We start from the raw sequence: 11,829 nt of genomic DNA, 5'->3' as shown, positions 1-11,829 counted from the left end.
CCGGACTGTCCGGTGGCGTGAAGGACTTCATCGGCGGCAACTGTACGGTTTCCTGCATGCTCATGGGCCTCGGCGGCCTGTTCAAGAACAACCTGGTGGAATGGGGCACCTCCATGACCTACCAGGCTGCTTCAGGCGGCGGCGCACGGCACATGCGCGAGCTCCTCAACCAGTTCGGCACCCTCAACAACGAGGTCAGCAGCGAACTGGAAGACCCTGCCTCGGCCATTCTCGAAATCGACCACAAGGTCCTCGCGGCCCAGCGCACCGGCGTTGACGCCACCCAGTTCGGCGTGCCGCTGGCCGGCTCCCTCATTCCGTGGATCGATGCCGACCTCGGCAACGGCCAGTCCAAGGAGGAGTGGAAGGCCGGGGTGGAGACCAACAAGATCCTCGGCACCGGAAACGGAACCGCCGGCAAGGACCACATCGCCATGGACGGCCTGTGCATCCGCATCGGTGCCATGCGTTCGCACTCCCAGGCCCTCACGCTCAAGCTGCGCGAAGACTTGTCAGTCACCGAAATCGAGAACCTCCTGGCCAAGGACAACGAGTGGGCCAAGGTTGTTCCCAACACCAAGGAAGCCTCCATGGCGGACCTGACCCCCGTGGCAGCTTCCGGCACCCTGGACATTCCCGTGGGCCGTATCCGCAAGCTCGAAATGGGCCCGGAGTACATCAGCGCCTTCACCGTTGGCGACCAGCTCCTCTGGGGTGCAGCCGAGCCGCTGCGCCGCATGCTGAACATTGCAACGGGCAAGCTCTAGAACGTTCCCTCTGGTACGTCGAAACCCGCTGTTCCGTTGCTGGTCCGCAACAGAACAGCGGGTTTCCGACGTTCGGGGGTTAGTCAGCGGCGCCGTGTACAGCGGGGGCTTGCTCAGCGGGGGCTTGCTCAGCGGGGATTTGCTCAGCCGGCCATGAACTTCACATAGGCCCTGCCTTGTGCCTCAAAGGATCGTCCGGCGGCCGTTCCCAGCTGCCCCGCGAACGGTTCCGGGAGCACACCCACGGATTTGCCGTTCACAGTCCGGGCCCACGTTCCCACCACCTCTCCCCCTGAGACAATGATGCGCTTGAACACGCCGTTCTTGCCTGGCACTACCTGCTCGGCGTATTCCGGGGCCAGCACCAGGCTCCGGTCCTGGTAGCCGAGCAGGAACTCATCGAAGCCCGGAAGAGCCAGCAGCGAGCGTGAGCCGGGGACGCCGTCGTCGAGCATTGCAGCAGTCTCCGGCGACATCCAATAGCTGGTGCCGCGAAGCGGCAACTCAACCAAGTGCCCGTGCAGGCTCTTGAGCGCCGCACGCGCCTCAGTGAGTGGGACTTGACTCCACCATGCAAAGTCCTTGATGGTGGCGGGGCCGTGGCTCCTGAGGTAGCGGAACAACAGCTCTGCTATGCCCTCCTCCCGCTGAAGCACCCGGGAATTGGGTATCCATTCCTCAAAGGGCACAAACAGCTGCTGCAGGCCGGCTTTACCGGTAGGCGCGGCCATGGGCCCCTGAACCAGCCACGCACGCTGGCACAGACTTCCCAGCAAGTGGATGCCCCGCTGTGCCGTAGTGCTCTGCCCTGCTTCTTCAAAGGCTTGGAACAGCTGCTCCCGGGTGGCACCATGGGCGCCCTCGGATGCCTTGAGGCCCTCCGTTGTTTTGTGGGCGATGTCCCGGCAATGGCTGATGTCGTCCTGGGTAATGCCGAGTTCACGGTGCCGTCCGGCAACCGCGGTCATGAGGCGGCCACTGGTGATGTCCAGGATCCAGCGCAGGTCCTCGGGGGCCAGCAGGTGCAGCGTCCCCCGCATGGGCCAGGAGCGGACCACAGTCCCGGCGTCCAGGGCAGCCCTGACGTCCGAGGCCCGCGTGCCGGGGACGCGCTGACCCACGGCCCACAGCGCGTGGCCAAGGTCCTGGGCCTGCATCGCGGTCATCCAACGGACCGCGTCGGCAACAGAGGGAAAGCCGCCGCCCAACAGGCCCTGGCTGACGAGCCGCAAACGGCCCATGATGCGTGGACTGGGATTCTGGTGGGCTAGGGCCATGCTTCATCCTAAAAGGGCCGGCATGCACAGGGAACCTTGCCGCGCCTCCCAGCCCTCACCCAGCGTGGGATCCTAGGATGAATTCATGCTTTTTGGAGATCTTGCCCCGTTTGTGCGGCCGATGAGCCGGTGGTTGGCTACCGCCGGCTGGTTCTGCGCGCTGGTGGGACTCGGTGCCGGGCTGATCGTTGCAGTGGGTACGGGTGTCAGCCTGTCCCCCTCAATGCGGGCCATCCAGACAGCCAGCCTTGTAGCGACCGCCGCAGCCGCGCTTCTCATCGGCGCCGCCGCGGCCAGCCAACCCGTATCCAGCCGTGATGACCAAGCGCCCGAGCCATGGTTCTACCCGACAGCCGCCGCGCAGGTCCGCAGCTTCCTGGTAGGGGCCATCGTCATGCTCCTGGGTTTGGTGGGCTTCGCCGCTGCCGGCCTGTTCATGCCCAGCGGACCATCGCCGCAGAGCATCGCCTTCAGCCAGATCTTCCTTCTAGGCTCGGTCAGTTGCGGGCTCACGTTCCTGCTGCTCAACAAGATCCTGCCGATTGCGGAGCGGCGGACCCGCTAGGCCTGACGGCGTCGCGCGCTTGGCGTCTTTTGGCCGCGTTGCGACTTCGCCGAGGGGCGGGATCTCGACCGAAAGATCCCCCTATTCCCGCGAGATCCAACCCCTCGCGGGCGGCGCTTTAGAGCGAAACGCCGATCAGCAACGGTTCCGGGTGCAGTTCAATACCAAAACGCTCGACGACGCCGTCCCGCACCTCGCGCGCTATGGCCACCATGTCCGAAGCCGATGCTGAACCCCTGTTGGTGATGGCGAGGGTGTGCTTGGTGGACAGGGAAGCCCGTCCGCCGGAGATACTGCTTTCTTCCAGGCCGAAACCTTTGCCGTACCCGGCCTGATCGATCAGCCAGGCAGCGGAGAGCTTCACCAGTCCGTCATCACCGGCGGGATATTTGGGTGCGTTCTCCGGCAACTTGGCCGCGAGTCCTGCCTCCACGATCGGGTTGGTGAAGAATGAGCCGGTTGAATAGGTATCCCGGTCCGCTGGATCCAGGACCATGCCCTTGGACGCGCGGAGCCGGAGTACTTCACGTCGCACATCGTTGGAGTAGGCGCGCTTGCCGGGCTCGACGCCCAGGACCCTTGCCAACTCCGCATACCGGATGGGGGCGCTCATCCGGCCCAGCGGCAACTGGAACTCCACCGTGAGCACCACGTAACGGGGCGAGCCCTCAACGGTGGTCTGCTTCAGGATGGAGTCGCGGTATCCGAACTTGAGCTCGGAGTTGGTGAAGGTCTGCACTGCATTGCGTTGGCGGTCCCATGTTCGGACGGCTGCGATGGTCTGGGAAACATCCGCCCCGTAAGCTCCCACATTCTGCACAGGGGTGGCACCGGTGGCACCCGGGATTCCGGACAATGCCTCGAGGCCGGACCACGCGTGCAGCACTGAGTGTTCCACCAGGGCGTCCCAGTTGTGGCCCGCCTGTACTACCACCGAGACCCCTCCGCAGCTGTCCTCGGAGTTGACCGTGAATCCCTCGGAGGCGATCTTCAGGACCGTCCCGGGGTAGCCGTCGTCCGAGATCAGGAGGTTGGAGCCGCCCCCGATGATCAGGAGCTTCCGGCCTGCAGCGTCGGCGGACCGGACGGCGTCGATAATTTCAGCCTCGGTGCGGGCCTCAACATAGTTGCCCGCGGGGCCGCCAACGGCAGCAGTGGTCAGTTCGGAAAGCAGCGTTTGGGTCACCAATCAAGCCTAACGGGCTTCGTTGGCCTCAGCGGACTTTGCCGCCTGTTGGCCGGCCAAGGGCGCCAGGAAGAAGCTGACAACCAGAAGTGCCAGGGGCGCCAGCAGTGAATGCAGAATGCCGAAATGTTCGGCCAACAGCCCCAGGAGCGGAGGTCCGCACAAGAAGGCACCGTAGCCGATGGTGGAGACCACCGATACCCGGGCAGCGGCGTGGACGGGGTCATCTGCCGCAGCGGACATCCCCACCGGGAAGCCGAGGGATGCGCCCAGTCCCCACACCGCCAAAGCCACGAAGGCGAGCCATGGAACCGGAGCGAAAACGAAGAGCGCGAGGCCCACGACGGCGGTTGCCGAGCACCAGCGCATCACCACCACACGGCCGAAACGGTCTAGGATGACCGTCCCGGTGAAGCGCCCGATGGTCATGAACGTGACGAAAAGACCGTAGCCGACAGCGCCTGCAGCGTCGCTCTGCCCGTAGCCGTCCGCGAGTGCCAGGGCCACCCAGTCACCGGCGGCTCCTTCGGCCAGTGCCAAGCCGAGGACCAGGACGCCGATCAGCAAAGTCCGGCGGTCACGCCAGGCAAGTGCCACCAGACGTTTATTATCCAGCGGAGCGGCGGCATTGCCGGTGCCCTGTTGAGGGTGCGCCGATTCGGGAGTAACAGCCGGTTCGGGAGTAATAAGGGGCAGGGGGCCGGTGGAAGGATCCTGGAAGGTATCCGTCTCCTTCGAACGATAGCTCTGGGCAGTTGAAGAGGTGGCAGCTGCGGCGGTCTTCTCCGCACGGAACCAGAACGTGGCCGTAACAACGGACGATGTCACCACAACACCGGAGATCAGGAAATGCCAGAACACCGGCATGTGGATGGCAGCAGCCCACGCACCGAACCCTGCAGCGGCTACGGTTCCAAGGCTGAAGGCGCCGTGCAGGTGCGGCATGATGTGCCGCTCCAACTCGCGTTCGAGTGAGGCCCCTTCCACATTGGAGGCGGTGTTCCAACTGGCTGTACCCAGGCCAAGTACCACCAAGCCTGCCGCTACCACCAGGGAGTTTGCCGCAATGGAGGTGCCCACACCCACCGTGACCAGGCCCGCACCCACCATGCAGCTGCCAATCCTCGTGGTCAGCTTGGGACCGAGCCGCAGCACGATGAGGCCGGAGGCGGAGATCGATATGAACGAGGCCACCGTCATGCACATGAGCAACAAGCCGATGCCGCCCGGGGTGAGGTTCAATCCATCGCGGATGGCGGGCAGGCGGGATACCCATGTGGCGAAAGCGATGCCGCTGGCCGCGTAAGAGGCAAGAACAGCGGCGCGCCACCGCGACATTTCAGTCAAGGTGGCACGCCGTTGAGAGGTGTTCGATTGGTTCAAGAGACCTTCACAACCGCCTGGGACTTCATGAGGACTTTCTGTCCGGCCGCCATGACGGTGAGGTCAATACGCGCGGTGCGGGCGTCGGCGTCGAGCGCTCCTACAACACCGGTGACGTCGATGACAGCGCCGGCCTGATCGGTTCCGGTGGTATCGGTGACGAGGACAGGCTTGGTGAAGCGGGTCTGATAGTCGACGACGGCGGCGGGATCGCCTGCCCAGTCACTCACCAACTGCACGGCGGCACCCATGGTGAACATGCCGTGGGCGATGACACCCGGCAGTTCCACGGAGGTCGCGAACGACTCATTCCAGTGGATCGGGTTGAAGTCGCCCGAAGCCCCTGCGTATTTGACCAGGTCCTGGCGGGTGACGTCAATGCTGCGGGTGCCGATTTCCTGGCCGACCGTCAGTTCTTCGAATGTGGGGCTCATGGTTACTGTCCCTCTCCGCGGACCAGAATGGATGAGGTGGTGGTTGCGACCTTTTCGCCTGCCACGGTGGAAATCTCGGAGCGCGTGGTGATCATGGCTCCGCCGCCCATGGCACGTACGCCGTCCACATGAAGCTCGGCGACCAATTGGTCACCGGCAACGATGGCGCGGTGGTGCGTGAACCGCTGGTCGGCGTGGACCACGCGGGAAAAATCGATGCCCGACTCCGGGTCCTGGACCAGCTGGGCGTCAGCACGCTGGGCGACGATGATGGCGAACGTTGGCGGGGCTACGAGGTCACTGTGGCCCAAGGCCTTGGCGGCCTCGACATCGAAGTGCGCGGGGTTGCCGGCTTTCACAGCCTTGGCGAACTCGCGGATCTTTTCACGACCGACGTCGTATACCTCTGCGGCAGGGTAGCTTCGGCCCTGCAGGTCCGGATTGATACTCATGCTCCAACCCTATCGGGCTGCGGGGGCCGGGGGCAGCGTCTTGATCCGGGAGCACGAAGTTCGGTGATGGATTACTTTTTGTAGCCCTTGCGGATCTTCTGGCCCCGGACCACGAGTCCGCCCACGTGCAGGAGCAGGCCCACGCCGATGATCGGCAGCGAAGCCATCGCAAGGCCTTGGTTCCCGGAGGTGTTCCCGACAATGGACAAGATGAGTCCGACAGCGATCAGCCCCATGGCGCTGAACACCAGGACTTTGTAAGCAGTGGAGGCGTTGGCCCAGAATTCGTCTAGCACCGTCCAAGTCTACTGGTGCATCAGCGTGCGTTGCCGAGGGGTTGGCTCTCAAGGGAAAGATGGGCTCATACTCCCGAGACGTCGCCCCTCGGCGGAGAGAGATGTCGCCCCTCGGCGGAGAGAGACGTCGCCCCTCGGCGGAGGAACTAGAACAAGGAGTCCTGCAGCGCCGGGATTTCCGTCAGGTGCGGTCCGAACTCGATCTTCCTGCCCTTCAGCGCGCCCAGGTCCGCCACGAAGCTGCCCTCGATTTCGTTACCCGAGGCGTCGGGAAGACCGGCCAGGGCGATGGCGCCGGACAGGGCGTGGACGCGCAGGCCATGCCCGCCGGCGTCGAAGGTTGCCGGGTAAGGATGGCGGCCACCGGCACCGGCGGTGCAGAGCAGGTCTGCCAACTCAGGCCGCTCCCACTCTTCCTCCACAACGGCATAACCGGTCATGGCCAGGCCGCCTAGCAACTCGCGCACCCGGCCGGCATGCTGCCGGTTCAATGCCAAAAGCTCGACGCCGGCACGCGGCTCCACCAGGCCTGCCACTTTGGAGGCAGAACGGACTTGTTGGACGAGGCCGAGCTCGCGGGTGACCATGTCCTCGAGGACGCGGACTACCCGGCCGTCCTCGGCGTGGGCCACATAGGAAGCGTGCACGGCGCCCTGCTCAGCAAGCCGGTTCCACTTTCGCGGCGCGGAGGCCGTGCCTACCTTGGTGGCACCGTTGGCGAAGGTGGCGACGTAGAGCCAGTGCGGCTGCATGAGGTACGCACGGAGCCCGGCGGGAACGGAGGTGCCACGGTGGAAATCGTGCATCAGCCGGGAGTCGTCCCGGGCAAAACAGGCCCCGCATTGTTTCCCACGTTCTGCTGGGGAACTACCGCGGCAAGGAACGTGCGTGCGATCCCCCGGCCCGTGGACTTTAGTGTGTCCAAGGCACCACAAGCCCGGGGCAACGCGCAGGCCCAGGGCTGAGCCCCGGGCCAACGCAATATCAGTGAACCCCGCGTCCGGTGTGAACATACGCAGGGAAGGGGACGAAGAGTCCCAAACGACTCCGTGAACCAGCATGCCTACAGGGAAGGCTGGACTCCGAAAGCCACTGCAAGCTTCATGATCTTCTCGGCGCGGCCCAAACGCGGGAGGTCGGAGCCGTCGCGGATGACCCGGCCGTTGGCCTCGAAGTCGTTCATGAAGTCCGTGGCCCAGGCAACATCCGACGGCGTGGGGCTGATGACCTCGTTGATCACGGTGGTCTGGTCTATGGCCAGGCAGAGCTTGCCGGTCATGCCCATGGTCACCGTGATGCCCGTCTGCTCACGCAGGATGGGGTGGTTGGTACCGACGGTGGGGCCATCGATGGGGCCCGGCAGGTTACCGACACGGCTGGCGACCACCAGTTTGGCCCGGGGGTAGGCCATGGCTTCCGGTGTTGCTGCCATGCCGGTGTCGCGGCGGAAGTCGCCGGAGCCGAAAGCGAGGCGGAACGCACCCTGGGCGCGGGCAATGTGGTTGGCTTCCTCGATGCCGAGGGCGGACTCAACCAGGGCGATCACGGGAGTCTTGCCGTCCATGCGGTGGTAGGACTCAGTGACCTGGTCTGCGGATTCGGTTTTGGCCAGCATCACGCCGAGCAAGCCCGGGGTACCGCGGAGGCCGGCGAGGTCGTCGGCCCAGAACGGGCTTGTGGCGTCATTAATGCGGACCCATGCCTGTCCACCGGCGGTCAGCCAGTTCACGACGTTTTCGCGGGCTGCATCCTTTTGCGAAGGGTCAACGGCGTCTTCGATGTCAAGGATGATGGCGTCTGCACGTGAACCCGCGGATTCATCAAAGAGCTCCGTTTTCATGGCGTTCACAAGGAGCCACGAACGGGCGATGTCGGCGGGAATGTTGCGGGTGGGCCGAATGGACTCGGCGGCGATGCTAGACGTCATGTATCTACCGTATCCGCCCGGCGGCTCGCAGGGCGAAGAAATGCGCCCGGTTGTGAGGATCAATACGAACTAAACCCCATATGACTGTGGGGTCCCTCAGTATGAAGGCCCGACGACGGTCCGCGCCAGTCACGTGCAGCTGACGCGTAGCTGTTGTTCATGGAACTCAACGCAGCGTCTTTGTGTCCTCCGGTTGCCAGGGAAGGCCCAGGATTTCGCCCTGTTTCGGGCTGTTTCGCAGCGTTTCCGGCCGTTACCCGGGCACTTCCCACACAGCACCACCATGGGCTTTCATCGTTCCCAAGCCGTTGCACACGTTCCACATAAGCCGGCCACCCAACACCCTGCAATCCATCGAAAGTAGCTCCCATGAAACTGCATCTGCCCCTGCTGAGCGTCGCGGCCGCCGTCGTACTAGCGCTGACGGTGTCCGGCTGCGGCGGTGCAGCCGAAGCCGGACAAACCGGCCAGGCCGGAAACGAAGTGAAGGAACTTCGCTACCAGGGATCAGCCAACAACGTGACGTTCCCCGAACTTGCCGCGGACCTCGGATACCTGGGCGACCTGAAACTGAACTGGGTAGGCAACACCACCAGTGGACCGCAAGACATCCAATCCGCAGCCACCAACCAGACCGACGTTGGCGGCGCCTTCTCAGGGGCGGTGGTGAAACTCATCGAGGCCGGAGCCCCCGTCAGGGCTGTCACCAACTACTACGGCTCGGACGAGAAAACCTTCAGCGGGTATTACGTGAAGGCCGACAGCACCATCAAGGAGCCCCGGGACCTGATCGGCAAGAAGATCGCCGTCAACACCTTGGGCGCACACCATGAAGCGGTCATCAACACCTGGCTGACCAAGAACGGCCTGAGCCAGGACGAGATCAAGCAGGTACAGCTGGTCCCCCTGGCGCCGAACGATACCGAGGAAGCGATCCGCCGCGGCCAGGTGGACGCCGGAACGCTGGGCGGCGTGCTGCAGGACAGGGCCATCGAAGCCGGCGGCCTGCGTTCCCTTTTCAGTGACGTGGAGCTGTTCGGCACCTTCGCCGGCGGCCAGATTGTGCTCCGCAGCGACTTCATCGAGAAGAACCCCACCACCACCCGGACGTTCACCACCGGAGTTGCCAAAGCGATCAAGTGGGCCGCAGAGACGCCCCGGGAGGAGGTCATTGCCCGCTTTGCCAAGATCATCGAGAGCCGCGGCCGCAATGAAAGCACGGCCAACCTGAAGTTCTGGAAGAGCCCCGGCGTCCCGGAAGCGGGCGTGATCAAGGACGAGGACTTCACCCGCTGGGAGGCGTGGCTGAACGCCTCGGGAATTGTGAAGGACAAGCTCACGCCCTCCAAGTACTACACGAACGAGTTCAACGATCTCGCCTCGAAGAAGGGATAGTCATGACTGCGAAAATCAGCCTCCGGAACGTCACCAAGGAATTCACGGTCCGGGCCACGAAGACCACCAGCGCCACCCGGCTCACCGCCATCGACTCCCTCAGCCTGGACGTCCGCGACGGCGAATTCCTCACCTTGGTGGGGCCCAGCGGATCAGGCAAGACCACGCTTTTGGACCTGCTGGCTGGCCTCTCAACGCCGACCTCCGGTGAGGTACTGGTCGATGGCAAGCCTGTCACCGGGCCGGGCAAGGACAGGGCCGTCGTCTTCCAGCAATACGCATTGTTCCCTTGGCGGACGGCCTCAGCCAACGTCTCGATCGGGCTCGAAGGCGCGGGTCCGGACGGCACCAAGCTCAACCGGCGCCAACGGGCTGCCAAAGCCAGCGAATACCTGGCGCTCGTGGGGCTGGCAGGTTTCGAAGACCGTTACCCACACGAACTCTCCGGCGGCATGAAGCAGCGCGTGGCCATCGCCCGCAGCCTGGCCTACGAGCCGGACGTGTTGCTGATGGACGAACCCTTCGCTGCCTTGGATGCCCAGACCCGCGAGCAGTTGCAGGATGAGCTCCTCAGGATTTGGAAAGCCACGGGCAAGACCATTGTGTTCATCACGCACGGCATTGACGAGGCTGTTTACCTCGGCGAGCGCGTTGCTGTGCTCAGTGCCCGGCCGGGCCGGCTCAAGGAAATCGTGGACATCACCATTCCGGGCCGTGAAAGCGATGAGGACATCCGTTCCAACCCTGCTTTCGTTGAGCACCGCCATCAGGTCTGGACTCTCCTTCATGACGAAGTCCGCCGCGCCCAGGACGCGGGCCACCGCAAGATCCTGCCGGACGGCAGCGCACCGGACGAACCCGCAACCACTATCGAAAGGAGCGCGGCCTGATGACCACCACGCTCATTGAAACAGAAGCCGCTCCCAAGGCGGGCGCCGCAGCTGACCCAACGGTCGTCGTCGAACGTTCACCTCAGGATGCGGCGGAACGCACGACGCCGGTGCGCGGCAGACTGCGGCGGGTGGCCTCCGCTGCCGGTTCCGTCCTCTGGAAGTCCACAGCCGTCCTGGCTTTCCTGGCGCTGTGGGAGCTGGGCCCGACGTACTTGGCGAGCCCCTCCACCCGCGTGTTCCTGCCGCCACTCCACGAAGTGCTCCTTGCATGGGGCAAGCTCTTCGAAGCAGGCACCATCCAAGGGCACATCGCGGCCAGCCTCACCCGTTCTGTGGCAGGCTTCGGGGCAGCACTGGTGGCCGGAGTCTCGCTGGGTTTGCTCATTGCCTGGTACGGGCGGCTGAACTCGGTCCTGAACCCCCTGCTGGAGCTGTTCCGCAACACTGCTGCGCTGGCTTTGCTTCCGGTGTTCACGCTGCTGCTGGGCATCGGCGAGGAATCGAAAATCAGCATCGTGGCCTACGCCGCGTTCTTCCCGGTGCTCCTGAACACCATTGCCGGGGTGAAGACCGTGGACCCGCTCCTGATCCGGGCAGCACGTTCTTTGGGGCTCAACAGCTTCCGCCTGTTCCAGAAGGTCATCCTGCCATCCGCGGTTCCCACGATTTTCACTGGCATCCGTATGGCCGGCACGGCGTCCATCCTGGTGCTGATCGCCGCGGAAATGGTCGGAGCCAAAGCCGGGCTGGGTTATCTGATCGTGAACGCCCAAAGCAGCTTCCTGATCCCGGATATGTATGCGGGCATCCTCACGGTGTCCTTGCTGGGCCTCGGCGTGAACTTCCTGCTGGTGGCCCTTGAACGGCACTTCTCCCGCTGGCGGACCGCCGTAGGTGCCGCTGCCTAGTACCAACCAGCTTCCCGGAACCACCATCCTCCTGGAACCAACCCGCTTCCCGGAACCAACCCGCGGCACCTGCCGCAACCATCACAACAAGTAAGGAACACATCATGACCGTCATTACCGAAACCAAACTCGGGTTCGCCAAGCTGGGCTCCCGTATCGGCGCCGAAATCCGCGGGCTGGATATCAGCGGAGACCTGAGCGAAGAAACTGTGGCGCAGATCCGGGCAGCGCTCAACGAGCACAAAGCGTTGGTGTTCCGCGAAGCCAACATCTTCAGTGACGAGGCCCAGGTAAAGTTCGCCTCGCACTTCGGGCCGCTGACCAAGGCGCATCCCACGGTGGCCTC

The 11,829-nt window shown here is 64.1% G+C and carries 14 protein-coding genes; 6 read left to right on the top strand and 8 right to left on the bottom strand.

Annotated features, from left to right (window positions below; translation table 11 throughout):
* The coding region (gene asd / locus HP499_RS14065) for an aspartate-semialdehyde dehydrogenase (protein ID WP_172324665.1) at positions 1-767 on the top strand (767 nt) is incomplete at its 5' end.
* A 143-nt stretch (positions 768-910) separates the two neighbouring features.
* On the opposite strand, the gene HP499_RS14060 is transcribed toward asd, so the two are convergent.
* Complete coding sequence (locus tag HP499_RS14060) at positions 911-2,044, bottom strand: winged helix DNA-binding domain-containing protein (protein ID WP_172324663.1); 1,134 nt, start codon at positions 2,042-2,044, stop codon at positions 911-913.
* A gap of 85 nt (positions 2,045-2,129) precedes the next feature.
* Between HP499_RS14060 and HP499_RS14055 the strand changes: the two genes are divergently transcribed.
* The gene (locus HP499_RS14055; protein ID WP_172324662.1) at positions 2,130-2,609 is read left to right on the top strand and encodes a hypothetical protein; all 480 of its coding nucleotides are present in this window, start codon (positions 2,130-2,132) and stop codon (positions 2,607-2,609) included.
* 118 nt (positions 2,610-2,727) lie between these two features.
* On the opposite strand, the gene HP499_RS14050 is transcribed toward HP499_RS14055, so the two are convergent.
* From HP499_RS14050 to HP499_RS14020, 7 genes are all read right to left on the bottom strand, one after another.
* Positions 2,728-3,795: a UDP-N-acetylmuramate dehydrogenase gene (locus tag HP499_RS14050; protein WP_172324660.1), complete on the bottom strand. Its 1,068-nt coding sequence runs from the start codon at positions 3,793-3,795 to the stop codon at positions 2,728-2,730.
* A gap of 9 nt (positions 3,796-3,804) precedes the next feature.
* The gene (locus HP499_RS14045) at positions 3,805-5,133 is read right to left on the bottom strand and encodes a sugar MFS transporter (protein ID WP_253951587.1); all 1,329 of its coding nucleotides are present in this window, start codon (positions 5,131-5,133) and stop codon (positions 3,805-3,807) included.
* Positions 5,134-5,174: 41 nt separating this feature from the next.
* Complete coding sequence (locus HP499_RS14040; protein WP_172324656.1) at positions 5,175-5,612, bottom strand: MaoC family dehydratase; 438 nt, start codon at positions 5,610-5,612, stop codon at positions 5,175-5,177.
* 2 nt (positions 5,613-5,614) lie between these two features.
* Positions 5,615-6,064: a MaoC family dehydratase N-terminal domain-containing protein gene (locus HP499_RS14035; RefSeq protein WP_172324654.1), complete on the bottom strand. Its 450-nt coding sequence runs from the start codon at positions 6,062-6,064 to the stop codon at positions 5,615-5,617.
* Between the two features lie 71 nt (positions 6,065-6,135).
* On the bottom strand, positions 6,136-6,360 hold the full coding sequence (locus tag HP499_RS14030) for a DUF3188 domain-containing protein (protein ID WP_172324652.1): 225 nt from the start codon (positions 6,358-6,360) through the stop codon (positions 6,136-6,138).
* A gap of 146 nt (positions 6,361-6,506) precedes the next feature.
* Complete coding sequence (locus tag HP499_RS14025; protein WP_172324650.1) at positions 6,507-7,421, bottom strand: DUF2797 domain-containing protein; 915 nt, start codon at positions 7,419-7,421, stop codon at positions 6,507-6,509.
* Positions 7,422-7,423: 2 nt separating this feature from the next.
* The gene (locus tag HP499_RS14020; RefSeq protein WP_172324648.1) at positions 7,424-8,287 is read right to left on the bottom strand and encodes a CoA ester lyase; all 864 of its coding nucleotides are present in this window, start codon (positions 8,285-8,287) and stop codon (positions 7,424-7,426) included.
* Between the two features lie 369 nt (positions 8,288-8,656).
* Here HP499_RS14020 and HP499_RS14015 point away from each other — a divergent pair, with 369 nt between their 5' ends.
* The 4 genes from HP499_RS14015 to HP499_RS14000 all read left to right on the top strand — a co-directional run.
* Positions 8,657-9,682, top strand: coding sequence for an ABC transporter substrate-binding protein (locus HP499_RS14015; RefSeq protein ID WP_172324647.1), 1,026 nt, complete (start codon positions 8,657-8,659; stop codon positions 9,680-9,682).
* A gap of 2 nt (positions 9,683-9,684) precedes the next feature.
* Entirely contained in the window at positions 9,685-10,572 is an 888-nt protein-coding gene (locus HP499_RS14010; RefSeq protein WP_172324645.1) for an ABC transporter ATP-binding protein, read from the top strand.
* Positions 10,572-11,483, top strand: coding sequence for an ABC transporter permease (locus HP499_RS14005; RefSeq protein WP_172324643.1), 912 nt, complete (start codon positions 10,572-10,574; stop codon positions 11,481-11,483). Before HP499_RS14010 ends, HP499_RS14005 begins: the two co-directional genes overlap by 1 nt.
* Before the next feature lie 104 nt (positions 11,484-11,587).
* The coding region (locus HP499_RS14000) for a TauD/TfdA family dioxygenase (protein ID WP_172324641.1) at positions 11,588-11,829 on the top strand (242 nt) is incomplete at its 3' end.

This window comes from Paenarthrobacter sp. CM16 (genome assembly GCF_013179505.1).
Taxonomy (GTDB): domain Bacteria; phylum Actinomycetota; class Actinomycetes; order Actinomycetales; family Micrococcaceae; genus Arthrobacter.
Note: the sequence above shows the minus strand (reverse complement) of the source record. Positions and strands in the feature narration are given on the sequence as shown.

What these genes read in the sequence shown, in the direction of transcription:
- HP499_RS14010 (WP_172324645.1), top strand. Translation starts at nt 9,685, where the DNA reads ATGACTGCGAAAATCAGCCTCCGGAACGTCACCAAGGAATTCACGGTC.
- HP499_RS14005 (WP_172324643.1), top strand. Translation starts at nt 10,572, where the DNA reads ATGACCACCACGCTCATTGAAACAGAAGCCGCTCCCAAGGCGGGCGCC.
- HP499_RS14055 (WP_172324662.1), top strand. Translation starts at nt 2,130, where the DNA reads ATGCTTTTTGGAGATCTTGCCCCGTTTGTGCGGCCGATGAGCCGGTGG.
- HP499_RS14020 (WP_172324648.1), bottom strand. Translation starts at nt 8,287, where the DNA reads ATGACGTCTAGCATCGCCGCCGAGTCCATTCGGCCCACCCGCAACATT.
- HP499_RS14015 (WP_172324647.1), top strand. Translation starts at nt 8,657, where the DNA reads ATGAAACTGCATCTGCCCCTGCTGAGCGTCGCGGCCGCCGTCGTACTA.
- HP499_RS14035 (WP_172324654.1), bottom strand. Translation starts at nt 6,064, where the DNA reads ATGAGTATCAATCCGGACCTGCAGGGCCGAAGCTACCCTGCCGCAGAG.
- HP499_RS14060 (WP_172324663.1), bottom strand. Translation starts at nt 2,044, where the DNA reads ATGGCCCTAGCCCACCAGAATCCCAGTCCACGCATCATGGGCCGTTTG.
- HP499_RS14025 (WP_172324650.1), bottom strand. Translation starts at nt 7,421, where the DNA reads ATGCTGGTTCACGGAGTCGTTTGGGACTCTTCGTCCCCTTCCCTGCGT.
- HP499_RS14040 (WP_172324656.1), bottom strand. Translation starts at nt 5,612, where the DNA reads ATGAGCCCCACATTCGAAGAACTGACGGTCGGCCAGGAAATCGGCACC.
- HP499_RS14045 (WP_253951587.1), bottom strand. Translation starts at nt 5,133, where the DNA reads ATGTCGCGGTGGCGCGCCGCTGTTCTTGCCTCTTACGCGGCCAGCGGC.